Consider the following 15,777-nt stretch of genomic DNA (forward strand, 5'->3'; position numbering starts at 1 on the left):
CCTCGCCACAGGGCGGCGGCTGTGCGCAGGTTAGTCGACCGGGGAGTCCAGCATTACCGGCGCGCCCGAAGGCGCCCTGCGCACAACCACCATCAAGTGCAGGGATGAAATACCTGACTGACGAAGCTTGTGAACCCGCTGAAAACCTCGGGCGACTAAACCCGATCACTGAAGGGCAGTGACGGGAATCAAGTTACCGACGGCCTCCAAGGCGCACAAGCCGGCGGATTCTGGCGTAGTTGTAGGCCGCGGCGCAGGGTGATGTAGCCTGCTGACGTAGTTCTGACAGGACAGGCTTGTAGGACGGTGCAGATTTCTGTCAGACCAACTGCCGCAGCCCCTGCAACACCTCATCCACCGTCCCAAACTCCCGCTCCACCCCCGCCAGCACCGGCCGCTTCAACACCAACACCGGCACCCCCCGCTCCCGCGCCACCTCCAGCTTCGGTTCAGTCGCCGTGCTACCGCTGTTCTTGCTCACAAGCACATCGATCCGCCGTTGTTCGAACAGCTCACGCTCGCCCTCGATATGAAAAGGACCACGGGCCCCAATCACTTCGCAGCGCTCGTTACCGGGGTAAACCTCCAGCGCCCGCAGGGTCCAGAATTGCTCTGGCGGGATTTCATCCAGGTGTTGCAGCGGCTCGCGCCCGAGGGTGAACAGGGGTCGGTGGAAGGGTTGCAGGGCCTGGATCAGTTCGCTCCAGTCGGCCACTTCGCGCCAGTCATCGCCGGCCCGGGGTTGCCAGGCCGGGCGGCGCAGGGCCCAGCAGGGGATGGCGCAGGCACGGGCTGCGTGGGCGGCGTGGTGGCTGATCTGGGCGGCGTAGGGGTGGGTGGCGTCCAGCAGCAGGTCGATGCCCTCGGCGCGGATGAAGTGCGCCAGCCCTTCGGCGCCGCCGTAGCCGCCGACGCGCACCTGGCAGGTCAGGTCAGTGGGAACGCGGCCGATGCCGGCCAGGCTGTAGATGTGCTGGGGGCCGAGGGTGCGAGCGATGGCCAGGGCTTCGGTGATGCCACCGAGCAGCAGGATGCGTTTCATTTCAAGGCTCTTCATGACAAGGCTCCCGCATGGCCGACGATCCCACCCTGGCGGTCGATGGCGAAGACTTCGACCTGGACCTGGGCCGGTACCACGCTACGGGCGAAGGCCAGCGCGTGTTCGCACACCGCGTCACCGAGGGCGATGCCGGCGGCGCTGGCCATCGCCAGGGCCTGTTGGCTGGTGTTGGCTTCTCGAATGCCTTGCTGCAACACCTCATCGGCACCGATGGCAGCCGCCCATTCGGCCAGTTGCGGCAGGTCGATGCTCGAATGACGGCTGTGCAGGTCCATGTGGCCGGCGGCGAGTTTGCTGATCTTGCCGAAACCGCCGCAGAGGCTGAGTTTTTCCACCGGCACCTTGCGCACATGCTTGAGCACGGCGCCGACGAAGTCGCCCATTTCGATCAGGGCGATTTCCGGCAGGTTGTAGACCCGGCGCATGGTGTCTTCGCTGGCATTGCCGGTGCAGGCGGCGATGTGCAGGTAGCCGTTGGTTTTCGCCACGTCGATGCCCTGGTGGATCGAGGCAATGTAGGCCGCGCAAGAGAACGGCCGGACGATGCCGCTGGTGCCAAGGATCGACAGGCCGCCGAGGATGCCCAATCGCGGGGTCATGGTTTTCAACGCCAGGGCTTCGCCGCCCTCGACATTGACCGTGACTTCGAAACCGCCGGCATAACCGCATTCTTCGGCCAAGCGACCCAGGTGATCGTTGATCATTTTGCGTGGCACCGGATTGATCGCTGGCTCACCGACGCCCAGCACCAAACCGGGGCGCGTCACCGTGCCCACGCCGCGACCGGCGATGAAACGCACGCCGGGTTCGGTGATCAAGCGCACCTGGGTAAACAGCAGGGCGCCGTGGGTCACGTCCGGGTCGTCGCCGGCGTCCTTGATCGTCCCGGCCTCGGCACCTTGGTCGGTCAACCGGCAGAACTCCAGGCGCATCTGCACCTGCTTACCCTTGGGCAGCACGATCTCCACCGCGTCGGCTTCGGTGCCGCGCAGCAGCAAGCGGGCCGCCGCCAGGCTGGTAGCGGTGGCGCAACTGCCGGTGGTCAGGCCGCTGCGCAGGGGGGCGGGTTGTTCGGCGGTGTCGTCACGCATCGAGAGGTTTCGTCAGGTCCAGCAAGGTGATCGGCAAGGCCTGGCGCCAGGTGTCGAACTCGCCCAAGGGCTGGGCCTGGGCGATGTGGATGCGGGTCAGTTCACCGCCGTGACGTTCGCGCCAGTGCATCAAGGTCATTTCGCTTTGCAGGGTCACGGCATTGGCGACCAGCCGACCGCCGGGCGGGAGTTGGGCCCAGCAGGCGTCGAGCACGCCTTCGCGGGTGACGCCGCCACCGATGAACACCGCGGCCGGACGTTCGAGGTTTTCCAGCGCCTGCGGGGCGCTGCCGCGAATCAGTTGCAGGCCCGGCACGCCGAGGGTGTCGCGGTTGCGTTCGATCAAGCCTTGGCGGCCTTCGTCGGCTTCGATAGCCAAGGCGCGGCAGCTGGGGTGGGAGCGCATCCATTCGATGCCGATGGAGCCGCTGCCGGCACCGACATCCCAGAGCAGCTCACCAGGTGTTGGGGCGAGACGGGCGAGGGTAATAGCGCGAACGTCGCGTTTGGTCAACTGGCCGTCATGCTCGAACGCGGTGTCCTGCAAGCCGGCCAGGCGTGACAGGCGCGGTGTTGATGGTTCGGCCCGGCATTCGATGGCGATCAGGTTCAGGTCGGCGACGGTGGCGTCGGACCACTGTGTCGCAGTGCTTTCGATCCGTCGTTCTGCCGTGCCGCCCAAGTGTTCCAGCACCGTCATGGCGCTTGGGCCGAATCCCCGCTCGCGCAGCAAGCTCGCCACGGCGGCGGGGCTGTGGCGATCGTTGCTCAGCAGCAGCAGCCTGACGCCTGTGGATAAATGCCCATTGAGCGCCGCCAGGGGCCGCGCCACCAGCGACAGCGTGACCACTTCCTGCAATGGCCAGCCCATGCGCGCCGCGGCCAGTGAACAGGAGGAGGGCGCGGGGATGACCAGCATCTGGTCGCTCGGTACCTGTTTCGCCAGGCTGGCGCCCACGCCATAGAACATCGGATCGCCGCTGGCCAGCACGCACACCGGCTCGCCCTGCCGAGCGAGCAGCGGTTCCAGGGAAAACGGGCTGGGCCACAGCTCCCGCTCGCCGCGGATACACAGGGGTAACAGTTCCAACTGGCGAGGGCTGCCCAGGATCCGCGATGCTCGCAGCAAGGCATGGCGAGCCGTTCGGCCCAGGCCCTTGAAGCCGTCTTCACCGATGCCCACTACGGTCAGCCAGGGGGTCATCTCTGTTCCTCGAATAGTTGGGTTGATCGACAGGCGTGTTGCCGCCGCGAACCGGGCCGCCATCATACCGCGCCCCGGCGGATCAGGCGCCTGGCGCAACATCATTGTCACCGCCAGACCGCTATCGCGAGCAAGCTCGCTCCCACAGGGGATTTGGGGTTGAACGCAGAATTCGTGAACACCCCGATCAAAACGGTGGGAGCGAGCCTGCTCGCGAAGGCGGCGGTCCATCCAGCATCGCTTTTTCAGACAGACCGCTATCGCGAGCAAGCTCGCTCCCACAGGGGATTTGGGGGTGAACGCAGAATTTGTGAACACCCCGATCCAAACGGTGGGAGCGAGCCTGCTCGCGAAGGCGGCGGTCCATCCAACATCACTTTTTCAGACAGACCGCCTTCGCGAGCAAGCTCGCTCCCACAGGGATTTGGGGTTGAACGCAGAATTTGTGAACACCCCGGTCAAAACGGTGGGAGCGAGCTTGCTCGCGATGGCGGCGATACAGACAACATCATTGGATCAGGCAGCCCGTGTTCTTGAGCAATCTCGCCTCAATCCGACAGGCAAGCTTTTCATGACCACCGGCAAAGCAGGCATAATGGCGCACCTTCGCCAATGTGGCGTTTCTCAGCTGCCGGTCTGCCCTTGAACGAACGTCCATCCTCCAACGTCATCCGCCCCTCCGCTTGCCCGGGGTTGCTGCGTGTCGTCCAGGCGTTGGACGGGGGGATCTGTCGGATCAAGCTCGATGGCGGTTCCATCCAGGCGGATCAGGCTGACGTCGTGGCCTCGGTGGCCGAGCGGTTCGCCGGGGGCGTGATCGAAGCGACCAACCGGGCCAACCTGCAGATCCGCGGGATCGGTCCCGGGCACGACGCGCTGATCCAGCCATTGCTGGCCGCCGGGCTTGGTCCTCGCAAACCGTCTGGCGATGACGTGCGCAACCTGATGCTCAGCCCCGCGGCTGGGATCGACCGACAGATGCTCTTCGACACCCGCCCATTGGCCGAGCGGATCCTCATTACCCTGCAAACCCACGAACGCTTCCCCGAACTGTCGGCCAAGTTCGCCGTGCAACTGGACGGTGGAGAAGCGCTGGCAATGCTCGAACATCACCACGACCTGTGGTTGTCGGCCTTGGTCCGTGATGGCGAGCCCTGGCTGGCCTTCGGCTTGGCCGGTTCCCCATTGGATAAACCGGCGGGCAGGGTGTCCCTGGCCCAGGGGCATGCCTTGGTGGTGGCGGTGCTGGAGCTGTTCCTCGACTTGGCCCGCCCGGACCAGACCCGCATGCGTCACTTGTTGGCTGAAATCCCCAGCGATGAATTCATGACCCGATTGGCCTGCCGCGTGCCGCTGCAAGCTTGCCTGGATTGGCAGCGGGACGAGCCCATCGACGAACGGCACATTGGCGTTCATTCACAGCACGACGACCGTGTCTACGTCGGCGCGGCGGCGCCCCTGGGGCGGCTCGATGCGTTCATGCTGCGGGGGGCGGCGCAACTGGCGCGGGAAAAGGGCGACGGCAGCCTTCGTTTCACGCCCTGGCAAAGCCTGTTGCTGCCCAACGTGTGTATCGAGGATGCCGAAGAAGTGCTGGCGCGGCTCCAAACGCTGGGCCTGTTGGTGTCGGTCGACCAACCCCTGGCGCAGCTCATCGCCTGCACCGGTTCCAGTGGCTGCGGTAAGGCCCTGGCCGACACCAAGGCCGATGCTCGTCAATTGGCCGAGCTGCTGCAACACCAGGGCCAAACCCTGAAAGTCCATCTGTCGGGCTGCCCACGTTCCTGCGCGGCAGCCCATATCGCGCCCGCCACCTTGCTGGCGGTCGCCCCCGGTCGTTACGACCTGTATTTTCGTGATGCCGCGCTGCCAGGTTTCGGCGCGTTGCAAGCCCACAATATGACTATTGAAGCGCTCGGCCCATGGCTCGACGCTCATCCCCGGAGCCCCTTTGATGCTTGATTACATCCGCGACGGTCAGGAGATCTATCGCAACTCCTTCGCGATTATCCGCGCCGAAGCCAACCTCGCGCGCATTCCGGCCGATCTGGAGAAACTCGCGGTGCGGGTGATCCACGCCTGCGGCATGGTCGAGGCCATTGATGGCTTGCAGTTTTCCGAGGGCGCGGGCACGGCCGGGCGTCAGGCGCTGGCCGCCGGTGCGCCGATCCTGTGCGATGCGCGGATGGTCTCCGAAGGCGTGACCCGGGCTCGCCTGCCGGCCAACAATCCGGTGATCTGCACCTTGCGCGACGAGAGCGTGCCGGCCTTGGCCCTGGAACTGGGCAACACCCGTTCGGCGGCGGCGCTGGAGGTGTGGCGTCCGCATCTGGAGGGCAGTGTCGTGGTCATTGGCAACGCGCCGACCGCGTTGTTCTACCTGTTGGAAATGCTCGACGCCGGCGCGCCGAAACCGGCTTTGATCCTCGGTTTTCCGGTGGGCTTCGTTGGCGCCGCCGAGTCCAAGGCGATGCTCGCGGCCAACAGCCGTGGCGTGCCCTTCGTGATCATGCAAGGCCGCCTGGGTGGCAGCGCCATGGCCGCCGCCGCCGTCAACGCCCTCGCTACGGAGGTTGAATGATGCAGCAGCCTGGACGTCTGATCGGCCTGGGCGTGGGCCCCGGTGACCCGGAACTGATTACGGTCAAGGCCCTGCGCCTGCTGCGCGAATCGCCCGTGGTGGCGTACTTCGTCGCCAAGGGCAAGAAAGGCAACGCCTTCGGCATCATCGAGGCGCATTTGCAGGACGCGCAGACATTGCTGCCGCTGGTCTACCCGGTCACCACCGAGGTGCTGCCGGCGCCGCTGTCCTATGAACAGGTGATCGCCGATTTCTACGACACCGCCGCCGAGCAGTTGGCCGTGCACCTGGACGCCGGTCGCGACGTGGCGGTGATCTGTGAGGGCGACCCGTTCTTCTACGGCTCCTACATGTACCTGCACGATCGCCTGGCCGAGCGTTATGAGGCCCAAGTCATCCCCGGCGTGTGCTCGATGCTCGGCGGAGCCTCGGTGCTCGGTGCGCCGCTGGTCTATCGCAACCAGAGCCTGTCGGTGCTCTCGGGCGTCCTGCCTCACGACGATCTCAAGCGTCGCCTCGCCGCCGCGGACGCGGCGGTGATCATGAAGCTGGGACGTAATTTCCCCAAGGTTCGCCAAGTGCTCCAGGAACTGGGCATGGACGGGCGGGCGCTGTACGTCGAGCGCGCGACCATGGCCAACCAGAAAATCGTGCCGTTGGATGACGTCGAGCCGATGTCTTCGCCGTACTTCTCGCTGATCATCGTGCCGGGCGCACGGTGGCAGGGTTGATGGCCGCCAAGACGCCGGCCATCGTCATCCTCGGCCCCGGCAGCCTGGCGACGGCCCGACGGATCCAGCAGCGCTACCCCGACGCCCTGCTCCACGGCCTGGCCGGGCGTGTCGAGGGCGATCGGCAGTACCTGGAATTTGGCGCGACGTTGCGCGAACTCTACCAGCAGGACACGCCGATCATCGCCCTGTGTGCCGCGGGCATTGTCATCCGTACCCTGGCGCCGCTGTTGCTGGAAAAAGGCGCCGAGCCGCCAGTGCTGGCGGTGGCCGAAGATGGCAGCGCCGTGGTGCCGCTGTTGGGCGGCCTGGGCGGGGTGAATGACATGGCCCGGGACATCGCGGCAACCCTGCGAGTCGCGCCGGCCATTACCACCAGCGGCGAATTGCGTTTCGGCACTTGCCTGCTCAATCCGCCAAGCGGCTACAGCCTCGGCGACCTGGAGCAGGGCAAGCGCTTCGTCTCCGACTTGCTGGCCGGTGAGCCAGTGCGTATCGACGGCGCGGCGCCGTGGCTGGATCAGGCGCAGTTGCCTGGGGATGAGCAGGCACGGCTGGCGATCCGTATCGACAGTGCCGCGGGCACACCGGGGACGAATGAACTACGGATCTATCCGCGCAATGTGCTGGTGGTATTGAATGCAGGGGCGACGCCGGACATCGGCGCGATACTGGAACAGGCTGGCCTCGCGGTGCAGTCGCTGGCGTGTCTGCTGGCGGCGGACAGTGACATGGCCCGTGCCGAGCTGCACGAAATGGCTTCGGCGTTGGAGGTGCCGCTGCGTTTTGCGGCGCCTAATGACTACCTGGAGCAGTGGTTGAGCGATGCCCTCGCCCAACCGGCATCGCTACAGGTCATGGACAGCCATGCCATTGTCGTGACTGAACACCCCTTCGATCCGCAGTTGATCGGTTGTCCACGTGGGCGCCTGGCGGTGATTGGCCTGGGCCCAGGCGCTGCCGAGTTGATGGTGCCGGCGGTGCGCGCCGAACTCGACCGTGCCACCGATGTGCTCGGTTATGAAACCTACGTGCGCATGGCCGGGCCCTTTCGGGCCGATCAGGTGCAACACTGCACTGACAACCGCGAAGAGATGCAGCGGGCCCGACATGCCTTCGAACTCGCGGCCCAGGGACGCTCCGTAGTGGTGGTATCGTCCGGTGATCCGGGCGTGTTCGCCATGGCTGCCGCTGTGTTGGAAGCGTTGCATGAGTCCTCGGATGCCCATTGGCACAACGTCGACTTGCAGATCTTGCCGGGTGTCTCGGCCTCCCTGGCCACCGCCGCCCAGGCCGGTGCGCCGTTGGGTCATGATTTTTGCGTGATGTCGCTGTCGGACAACCTCAAGCCCTGGTCGATCATTGAAAACCGCCTGGGTCTTGCGGCTGAAGCCGACCTGGCCCTGGCCTTCTACAACCCGATCTCCCGCTCCCGGCCATGGCAGTTGGGGCGGGCGCTGGAGATCGTCGGGCAACATCGCACGGCGCAAACACCCGTGGTGCTGGGGCGCGATATCGGCCGCCCGGGCCAGACCTTGCGTGTCACGACCCTGGGGCAGTTGACCCCGGATCAAGTGGACATGCGCACCATGGTGCTGATCGGTTCCTCGACTACGTGCGTATTCCCGCGCGCCCAGGGTGGCGACTGGGTGTACACACCGCGTTGGTATGGCAACAAACCTCTTTGATCGAACCCGGTGCTCGCGGGCCATGCTATGGCACCAGATAGCCTTTGACCCCGGTAAAGATAATCTGCGCGGCCAGCGCACAGACAAACAGCCCCATCAGGCGGCTGACGATCTGCAAGCCCTGGTCACCGAGGATCCGTTCGATGCGGCTGGACAGGTAGAGCACAACGCCGACGGTGAAGCTCGCCAGGGCGATGCTGATGATGGCCATGAGCTTGTCGTCCCAATGTGGCTGGCTCACGCCCATCACCAGCAGGGCGCCGATGGTGCCGGGGCCGACGGTCAACGGAATGGTCAGTGGGACGATGGTCACGTCCTGCTGCACATTGTCGGTCTGCACGGCCGACTTGCCTTGGGCCATGCCCAGTGCCGAAATGAACAGCACACTGCCGGCGCCGATCCGGAATGCGTCCACGGTGATGCCGCACACGCTGAAAATCACCCGTCCGAACAAATACAGCAGCACGCTGGAGACCAGCGTCGCGGTCGCGACCTTCCAGGCCAGGCGGCGTTGTTCCTTGCGCGAATAGCCGCGAGTCAGCCCGATAAAACATGACAGCACGAAGAAGGGGCTGTAGAGCACCAGCATCTTCAGATAAACGCTGAATAGTACATGGAGCATGGTTCAGACTCATTGCGAAAGACATTGCCGGAGTCTATCAGTCTCTGAAACGACTGTCGGCATTTGATTGAATGCGGTGGAGGCGTGTTTCTTATTTGTCGGGCTGTTTTTACTTGTCCGATGGGTGTTGGTTGGCTGAGTTATTCTAAAGTTACAAGTCAGGTGTTGTTGTATTCGGTTGGCTTGATTAGTGTGAGGCTGCAAGTCACGGAATGGCTTGTCTAATTAATTTAAGGAGTAAGTTATGAGCGTTGAAGTGCGTGATAGTGCGATAGCAGCCTGTGTGGCGCGCCTGGAAAGTTACGAAGTCCATCCTGATATTAGCCCCCGCTCGTTCTATTCCGGCGATGTTGAGCCCCCGGCCAAGGGCTCGGTCGTTGGTGAAGGTATCCTGGCTTTTGCCGGTGGCCTTGCGCCCCAGCACCAGGAAGATGCGCAGCATGCTTTTCTCTTCGCTTCACTGGTCGCCAATAGACAATTTCCGCTCGAGTCCCAGGGACGGGAGTGGTACTACAAGTTCGTCGAAGTCATGACGAATGCAGGTTGGGTCCCGACGCAGCGTTTCTATGATGACCTGAACATTTCCGGTAACACCGTGCGAATGGATAAGCTGGTGTTGGATATCCTGGCCTCCGTGGTGACGGGGGTTGCCCTCGGAGGCGCGACATCGGCGTTGCTGTTGAAAGTCGCTGAAAGTGCAATCACTGCATTGCAGAGGAAAGAAAAGGCGCTGACGCTTTATGAGCGAAACCTGTTGGAACATGGGGTCGGCGGAATGGCGGCCGGCACCTGTGTCGAGATCGAAGGTGAAGTCAGCATGTTACTGGGTACCGTACGCTTTACTCGGCGCAACAGTTCGACTCAGGTCTTGTTTGCCGATTGGAGTAGTCGTGACGTCAAGTTATATAAAGGTGAGTCGGTATTCAGGAAAGTTCCCGGTATTGTGGAGCAAACCAGAGGCATTATTATCAGTCGGCTGGGTAGCCATGCGGTGAGCAAAATCGAAGAGTACGAAATTTAAGCTTTATTTAAATAAGGCAGCCGGGCGACGGCTGTCTTATTTTCAGGGAAAATAAAAAAAATGGACAAGGAATATTCGGTTTTTGTTAACGCGGCGGCGGTTGTTTTAGTTCCCTCTTCTGCGGGGCAAACGGGAGCTGACGACCTAATGAATTCGCTCTTGCTCGCGCAATTGGTTGCTAACAAGAGTCTGCAGCGCTTGCCGATCGCTGATTGGTACGGCGCTTACATGGATGTCTTGAACGTCGCCTGGGTCTCGGGTACCAAACGGCGAAAAGACCTGTGGCCAAAAAAGGAAGACTCCAACTCGCCACTCAAGTGGGTTGCAGCCTTTCCCCTGGACGATCGGCCGGATCAACAACAGCAAATCATGGCGGTATTGGCGCGGGTCGCAGCGTAATCTGGCACTCTGCCAGCGATGTGAATCCTGCGCAAGCACGCGCATAAACAAAGTGAAGCTGACCCGACGCTGTCCCCACCATCGCCCAACCCCGTGCGCTTGCTGGTGATTGTGGCGCAAAGTGCTGTTTCGATAACCGGTCTCTGCCTGCAATTCAACACAGGAAAAGTGATCGATGCCAACCCTTGGGGACAATGCTTTGATGCCGGGGACATCGACGGTGCTGTATCGGTGCGTTATTTCCGGATGCAACTGAGCGAAACACTGTTTGCGCCGGCTCGTGAGGTTATCGCCCGTAAGGTTGGGGCGGTCGTGGCTGACAATGTCGTGGATATCTCCGAGGTGATCCACGATGCGGTGGCGCCTCCTGTCGAGGAGGTCGGCCGATGACGGGGTTCGCTCCATCCGCAGGGGTTGTTGGCGGCAGTATTGTTTCGTTCGCGGCAGGTCTGCCCGCTTCCCAGAGAGAAGACGTGTATTTGAGTACGTTTTTCGCGCAACGGGCCACCAGGGCTGCCTACGATGCTGGGTTATCCGGGAATTGGTTCGACTACTACTGCAACCAACTCAAATACCTGGGGTGGGACGTACCCCGTCCGCAGGCGTTACCGGCCATTGAGGGCCAGCCGATGGGGGCGGGGGCGGCGCAACAGATCGAGGCCCGTTTTGGCGAAGCATTTCATGCGCCGGCCAGTGGTGCGTTAACGGCGCTCAGGCACAATCCGGAAGCGCTTGGGCTGTTCGAATCAACCACCTTGTCGCGCGATACGGGTATTTTCCAGATGATTCCTTGTGTGCCCAAAGGCGCTCATCGAATTGAAATGGGCGTCTATCACTGCCAGTTCCAGCTGCGCCGACAGGTGTCTCGGTTCTTGTTCATCGAGCGAGGCGACTGGGTGCGCAACAGCGTGGAGCAAATGACCTTCATCACCTTCAATACGCTGTACTACGCCACTTTCAGAGACAAGGTAAAACGCTCGGTGATGTCTCAAGCGTCCACCTACCTCAGCGCCCTGGAGCTTTGAACAAGGCTTACTTGCAGGCTTGGGTCGGGTTCAATAAGTCGATGCGGTCGGTTTTTGCTGATCGCGCTGGGCTACCCAGTGTTCGATCAGCTCGCGCAGTTGTGACAGCTCCACAGGCTTGGCCATGTGCCCGTCCATCCCGGCCTGGCGGGCGCGCTCCTTGTGCTCGGCCAGGATGTGCGCCGTGAGCGCCACCACCGGCGTGCGGGTGCGTTGGTTACCCATTTCCCAGGCACGCAATTGCTGGGTAGCGGAAAAACCGTCGAGGATCGGCATTTCGCAGTCCATCAGGACCAGGTCGTAGCGCTGCTCCTTCATGGCCTTGAGGGCTTCCTCACCGTTGCTGGCGGTATCGGGTTGCAGGTTGAGCTTGCCGAGCATGCCGCGGATGACCTTGGTGGAGATGCTGTTGTCCTCGGCCACCAGGATGCGGAAGTCGCTCGGCACTTTCACCGGGATGGGCGGGCCTGCATTCACTTGTAGGTTCGTCGCCTGGCCCCGGTTGCGCTGGTTCAGCTCGTCCGCCAGGGTGGTCTTGAGGGTATAGCCGGCCACCGGTTTGGCGAGGATGCGCTTGACCCCGCTGTTGCGCGCCACGATCTTGCTCGGCGCGTTGCTGATACCGGTGAGCATGATCAACAGGATGTCGTGGTTCAGGCTCGGGTCTTCCTTGATCTTGGCCGCCAGTTGCATGCCGGTCATGCCCGGCATGTTCTGGTCCAGCAGCACCACGTCAAAATAGTCCCGCAGGTGCGCCTTGGTGCGCAGCAGTGCCAGGGCTTCCTTGCCCGAGGGCACCGCGCTGACGTTCAGGCCCCAGGCGCTGCATTGCTGCACCAGTACTTTGCGGCAGGTGTCGTTGTCGTCGACGATCAACACCCGCGCCCCTTGCAGCGGGCCATCGAGATCGGAAGTCGGGTGTTCGAGGCGATCCGGGTCCAGCGGCAAGGTCAGCCACAGGGTACTGCCCTGGTTGCTGCCGCTTTTGATGCCGAATTCCCCGTGCATCAGGATGATTAGCTGGCGGGCGATGACCAGGCCCAGGTTGCCGCCCAGGCGTGTGGCCGAGAGGAAGTTCTTGCTGTGCAGCTCGGCGTGCATCAGCGTGTCGCGCTCCTCTGCGTCCATCGGCGTCCCGCTGTCCTGCACGGCGATGCGCAGGCGGGGCTGATGGCTGCGCTCGTCGAGGGCGACGACGATCAGCACTTCGCCTTCGTCGGTCTTCTTCAGGGCATTTTCCAGCAGGCTCAGCAACGCCTGGCGCAGCCGCGTAGGGTCGCCGCTGATCACGCGTGGTACCTGGGGCTGGATGAAACTGATCAGCTCGACGTTCTGCTGTTCAGCCTTGGCGCGGAAGATGCTCAGGCAATCCTCGATCAGGGCATTGAGGTCGAACTGCACATCGTCCAGTTCGATCTGCCCGGATTCGAGCCGGGAAATGTCGAGGATCTCGTTGATCAGGGGCAGCAGTTCATTGCCGGCGCTATGGATCGTCTGCACGTAGTCGCGCTGCTTGACCGACAGCGGCGTGCCCAGCAGCAACTCGGTCATGCCCAGAACGCCGTTCATCGGGGTGCGGATCTCGTGGCTGATCTTCGCCAGGAATTCGGCCTTGGCATTGATTTCGGCATTGCTCGCCGCCAGGTCGCGGCTGAGGCTGAAACGGCTTTCGTTGATCGAGCGCTGGCGTTCGCCCAGGGCGACACTCATCAACAGGCCACTGATGCAGATGAAGACCAGCAGGGTGATGATCAAGCCCTGGGGAGGGACTTCCGTAAGCCCTTGCAGTGCCGGAAGGATGATCAGCGTGCCCAGGTTGAAGACCACCATGGCCGCGACGAACAGCCGGGCCGGACGGTAGCCCTTTTGCCAGTGCCAGGCGCTGACGAACAGCATGCTCAGGCCGGCCAGGGCCACCAGGGCATAGGTCATGATATTGAGTGGCAGCGTGTTGACGAACAACAGCAGCAGGCTGCACAGCATGACGAACACGATGTCCCCCAGCAGCAGCCGGTTCAACGGGTGCGGCCCCAAGGGCGCGAAGAAGCGGTAGGCGAACATCAGGCCGCAAGGCGCCGTCAGCAGTAGCGCCAGGTAGGCCCCGGGCGTCTGCACCGCCGGCCAGTCGGGCAGCCAGGGGCCGGCCAGGTTCAGCAGCAGCACCAGGCTGAGCATCAGCAGCCCTTCACAGGCGGCCAGCCACAGGCAACTGCGTGAGCGGGTGTAGGCGTAGCGGGTAAGGTTGTGCAGGATCAGCATGGCGATGCAGCCGAACAGCAACCCATAAATCAGCGTCTGGTTCTGATCGGCCGCCGCTGTGACGGCCGATTGCAACGTGACGTAGGGGCGCAGTTCGTGGCGCGAGGCCAGTCGCAGGTAGACATCCAAGGATTTATCGCTGCGCGGCAGGGGCAGCATGAAGTCGCTGCTGGGCACCGCCGGTTCGGTATGCGGAGTGGCATTACCACTGACCTGTTGCTCGACCAGGGCGTCGCCGTCCAGCACGTAGAGGTTCAGGCGTGACAGGTCGGGTGCGAAGATGCGCAGGATCTGTTCGTGCCTGTCCGGGGCCAGGCGGAAACGCAGCCACAATGCACCACCGGGCTCGGCGGCCTTGAGGCGGTCCAGATCGATGGGGCTGAATTGATTGGTGTAGCGGGCAGAGCGTATATCGCTCAGCGTCAGGTCGCCCTGTTCGTCAAGCAATACCGCCCAGCCACTGCCTGGCGCGGCCTGGGCCGGGAGCATGCAGAGCAGCGTCAGCAGGGTGACGGTAAAGCCTATGGCAATCCTGAGCCAGCGCACGGCGAAATCCCTTCGTAGGTTGATGCCAGAATATAACTATGCGCGGCGCCGGAACAGTCAGGCAAGGGCCGCAGACCCTTGCCTGGCTGAATGGCTGGGTTATTCCAGATTTTCGCCACGCTCACGGGCAATGGCACGGTAGCCAATGTCCTTGCGGTAGAAACAACCTTCCCAGTCAATCTCGGCGGCAAGCTTGTAGGCCTGCTGCTGAGCTGCGTCGACACTAGCGCCCAAGGCGGTGGCGCAAAGCACACGACCGCCGGCCGTGATCACTTGCCCATCCTTCAATGCCGTGCCTGCATGGAACACCTTGCCTTCCAGCCGGGCCGCAGCGTCCAGGCCCTGGATCGCGCTGCCCTTGGCGTAGTCGCCCGGGTAACCGCCAGCGGCCAATACGACGCCGACGCTTGGGCGCGGATCCCATTGGGCTTCGACCTTGTCCAGGGCCTGGGCCAGTGCGGCCTCGACCAGCAGGACCAGGCTCGATTGCAGGCGCAGCATCACCGGCTGGGTCTCAGGATCGCCGAAACGGCAGTTGAATTCGATGACTTTTGGGTTACCAGCCTTGTCGATCATCAGGCCAGCGTAGAGGAAACCGGTGTAGACGTTGCCTTCGTCGGCCATGCCACGCACGGTTGGCCAGATTACCTGGTCCATGACGCGCTGGTGCACTTGGGCGGTCACCACCGGGGCCGGGGAGTAGGCGCCCATGCCGCCAGTGTTCGGGCCGCTGTCGCCATCGCCGACACGCTTGTGGTCTTGGCTGGTGGCCATCGGCAGGACGTTCTTGCCATCGACCATGACGATGAAGCTGGCTTCCTCGCCGTCGAGGAACTCTTCGATGACCACGCGGGAGCCGGCGTCACCGAAGGCATTGCCCGCGAGCATGTCGCGCACGGCGTCCTCGGCCTCGGCCAGGGTCATGGCGACGATCACACCCTTACCAGCGGCCAGGCCGTCGGCCTTGATCACGATCGGCGCGCCTTTCTCGCGCAGGTACGCCAGGGCCGGTTCGATTTCGGTGAAATTCTGGTAGTCGGCGGTCGGGATCTTGTGACGCGCCAGGAAATCCTTGGTGAACGCTTTCGAGCCTTCCAGCTGCGCGGCACCAGCGGTTGGACCAAAGCAGTCCAGGCCACGGGAGCGGAACAGATCGACCACGCCGGCGACCAGCGGCACTTCCGGACCGACGCGGGTCAGCGAGACGTTCTTCTCGGCGAATTCGGCCAGTTGTTCCAAGGCCAGCACGTCGATGGCGACGTTTTCGCACTTGGCTTCGATGGCGGTGCCGGCGTTGCCTGGCGCCACGAAGACCTTCTGTACACGGGGATCCTGGGCCACTTTCCAGGCCAGGGCGTGTTCGCGGCCACCGCTGCCAATGATCAAAACATTCATTTCAAAAACCTCGGATGACGCTAGTTCTGGATGCAGCGCTAAAGCTGCCTTTCTGTGGGAGCGAGCTTGCTCGCGATGGCGGTGTGTCAGCGGACTTCAATGCTGACTGAATCGACGCTATCGCGAGCAAGCTCGCTCCCACAGTGGGTCGGTGG

Annotated in this window: 15 protein-coding genes; 9 read left to right on the forward strand and 6 right to left on the reverse strand. The window is 63.0% G+C overall.

Going from position 1 to position 15,777, the window contains the following annotated elements:
• Nucleotides 1-319: 319 nt before the first annotated feature.
• Genes HGO40_RS17955 through cbiE form a run of 3 tightly spaced genes read right to left on the reverse strand, consistent with a single transcriptional unit; the run spans nt 320 to nt 3,355 of the window.
• Nucleotides 320-1,042: a cobalt-precorrin-6A reductase gene (locus HGO40_RS17955; protein WP_250964122.1), complete on the reverse strand. Its 723-nt coding sequence runs from the start codon at nt 1,040-1,042 to the stop codon at nt 320-322.
• Between the two features lie 11 nt (nt 1,043-1,053).
• Nucleotides 1,054-2,151, reverse strand: coding sequence for a cobalt-precorrin-5B (C(1))-methyltransferase (locus tag HGO40_RS17960; RefSeq protein ID WP_250964092.1), 1,098 nt, complete (start codon nt 2,149-2,151; stop codon nt 1,054-1,056).
• Nucleotides 2,144-3,355: a precorrin-6y C5,15-methyltransferase (decarboxylating) subunit CbiE gene (gene cbiE, locus HGO40_RS17965; RefSeq protein WP_250964093.1), complete on the reverse strand. Its 1,212-nt coding sequence runs from the start codon at nt 3,353-3,355 to the stop codon at nt 2,144-2,146. Before cbiE ends, HGO40_RS17960 begins: the two co-directional genes overlap by 8 nt.
• Nucleotides 3,356-3,650: 295 nt before the next feature.
• On the opposite strand from cbiE, the gene HGO40_RS17970 reads away from it, so the two are divergent.
• From HGO40_RS17970 to cobJ, 5 genes are read left to right on the forward strand one after another with little or no spacing between them, the layout of a single operon-like run.
• Nucleotides 3,651-4,001, forward strand: coding sequence for a hypothetical protein (locus HGO40_RS17970; protein WP_250964094.1), 351 nt, complete (start codon nt 3,651-3,653; stop codon nt 3,999-4,001).
• Nucleotides 3,998-5,317, forward strand: coding sequence for a precorrin-3B synthase (gene cobG / locus HGO40_RS17975; RefSeq protein ID WP_284739151.1), 1,320 nt, complete (start codon nt 3,998-4,000; stop codon nt 5,315-5,317). The genes HGO40_RS17970 and cobG overlap by 4 nt, the downstream gene beginning before the upstream one ends.
• Nucleotides 5,310-5,936: a precorrin-8X methylmutase gene (locus HGO40_RS17980; RefSeq protein WP_250964096.1), complete on the forward strand. Its 627-nt coding sequence runs from the start codon at nt 5,310-5,312 to the stop codon at nt 5,934-5,936. The genes cobG and HGO40_RS17980 overlap by 8 nt, the downstream gene beginning before the upstream one ends.
• Nucleotides 5,936-6,667 (forward strand): precorrin-2 C(20)-methyltransferase, encoded by a 732-nt coding sequence (locus tag HGO40_RS17985; RefSeq protein WP_250964123.1) that lies wholly within the window; start codon nt 5,936-5,938, stop codon nt 6,665-6,667. The genes HGO40_RS17980 and HGO40_RS17985 overlap by 1 nt, the downstream gene beginning before the upstream one ends.
• Nucleotides 6,667-8,355, forward strand: a complete 1,689-nt coding sequence (gene cobJ / locus HGO40_RS17990; RefSeq protein WP_250964097.1) for a precorrin-3B C(17)-methyltransferase — start codon at nt 6,667-6,669, stop codon at nt 8,353-8,355. Before HGO40_RS17985 ends, cobJ begins: the two co-directional genes overlap by 1 nt.
• A 25-nt stretch (nt 8,356-8,380) precedes the next feature.
• Here the strand turns inward: cobJ and tspR are convergent, their stop codons facing one another.
• A complete protein-coding gene (gene tspR, locus HGO40_RS17995) occupies nt 8,381-8,977 on the reverse strand; it encodes a type III secretion system genes modulator TspR (protein ID WP_250964098.1) in 597 nt (198 codons plus the stop codon).
• Nucleotides 8,978-9,221: 244 nt separating this feature from the next.
• On the opposite strand from tspR, the gene HGO40_RS18000 reads away from it, so the two are divergent.
• From HGO40_RS18000 to HGO40_RS18015, 4 genes are all read left to right on the forward strand, one after another.
• Nucleotides 9,222-9,998: a hypothetical protein gene (locus tag HGO40_RS18000; protein ID WP_250964099.1), complete on the forward strand. Its 777-nt coding sequence runs from the start codon at nt 9,222-9,224 to the stop codon at nt 9,996-9,998.
• Nucleotides 9,999-10,058: 60 nt separating this feature from the next.
• Complete coding sequence (locus tag HGO40_RS18005; protein ID WP_250964100.1) at nt 10,059-10,397, forward strand: hypothetical protein; 339 nt, start codon at nt 10,059-10,061, stop codon at nt 10,395-10,397.
• 93 nt (nt 10,398-10,490) lie between these two features.
• A complete protein-coding gene (locus HGO40_RS18010) occupies nt 10,491-10,787 on the forward strand; it encodes a hypothetical protein (RefSeq protein ID WP_250964101.1) in 297 nt (98 codons plus the stop codon).
• Entirely contained in the window at nt 10,784-11,422 is a 639-nt protein-coding gene (locus tag HGO40_RS18015) for a hypothetical protein (RefSeq protein ID WP_250964102.1), read from the forward strand. The genes HGO40_RS18010 and HGO40_RS18015 overlap by 4 nt, the downstream gene beginning before the upstream one ends.
• A gap of 30 nt (nt 11,423-11,452) precedes the next feature.
• Here the strand turns inward: HGO40_RS18015 and HGO40_RS18020 are convergent, their stop codons facing one another.
• Nucleotides 11,453-14,227, reverse strand: coding sequence for a hybrid sensor histidine kinase/response regulator (locus HGO40_RS18020; RefSeq protein WP_250964103.1), 2,775 nt, complete (start codon nt 14,225-14,227; stop codon nt 11,453-11,455).
• Between the two features lie 99 nt (nt 14,228-14,326).
• Nucleotides 14,327-15,622 (reverse strand): phosphoribosylamine--glycine ligase, encoded by a 1,296-nt coding sequence (gene purD, locus HGO40_RS18025; RefSeq protein ID WP_250964104.1) that lies wholly within the window; start codon nt 15,620-15,622, stop codon nt 14,327-14,329.
• Nucleotides 15,623-15,777 lie beyond the last annotated feature (155 nt).

Origin of the sequence: Pseudomonas sp. CG7 (genome assembly GCF_023701885.1) — a bacterium.
In the GTDB taxonomy this organism is placed as follows: domain Bacteria; phylum Pseudomonadota; class Gammaproteobacteria; order Pseudomonadales; family Pseudomonadaceae; genus Aquipseudomonas; species Aquipseudomonas zanjanensis.

Coding starts and splice junctions, on each gene's coding strand:
- HGO40_RS18015 (WP_250964102.1), top strand. CDS start 10,784: ATGACGGGGTTCGCTCCATCCGCAGGGGTTGTTGGCGGCAGTATTGTT.
- HGO40_RS17980 (WP_250964096.1), top strand. CDS start 5,310: ATGCTTGATTACATCCGCGACGGTCAGGAGATCTATCGCAACTCCTTC.
- cobJ (WP_250964097.1), top strand. CDS start 6,667: ATGGCCGCCAAGACGCCGGCCATCGTCATCCTCGGCCCCGGCAGCCTG.
- HGO40_RS17960 (WP_250964092.1), bottom strand. CDS start 2,151: ATGCGTGACGACACCGCCGAACAACCCGCCCCCCTGCGCAGCGGCCTG.
- tspR (WP_250964098.1), bottom strand. CDS start 8,977: ATGCTCCATGTACTATTCAGCGTTTATCTGAAGATGCTGGTGCTCTAC.
- purD (WP_250964104.1), bottom strand. CDS start 15,622: ATGAATGTTTTGATCATTGGCAGCGGTGGCCGCGAACACGCCCTGGCC.
- HGO40_RS18000 (WP_250964099.1), top strand. CDS start 9,222: ATGAGCGTTGAAGTGCGTGATAGTGCGATAGCAGCCTGTGTGGCGCGC.
- HGO40_RS18005 (WP_250964100.1), top strand. CDS start 10,059: ATGGACAAGGAATATTCGGTTTTTGTTAACGCGGCGGCGGTTGTTTTA.
- cbiE (WP_250964093.1), bottom strand. CDS start 3,355: ATGACCCCCTGGCTGACCGTAGTGGGCATCGGTGAAGACGGCTTCAAG.
- HGO40_RS17985 (WP_250964123.1), top strand. CDS start 5,936: ATGCAGCAGCCTGGACGTCTGATCGGCCTGGGCGTGGGCCCCGGTGAC.
- HGO40_RS17955 (WP_250964122.1), bottom strand. CDS start 1,042: ATGAAACGCATCCTGCTGCTCGGTGGCATCACCGAAGCCCTGGCCATC.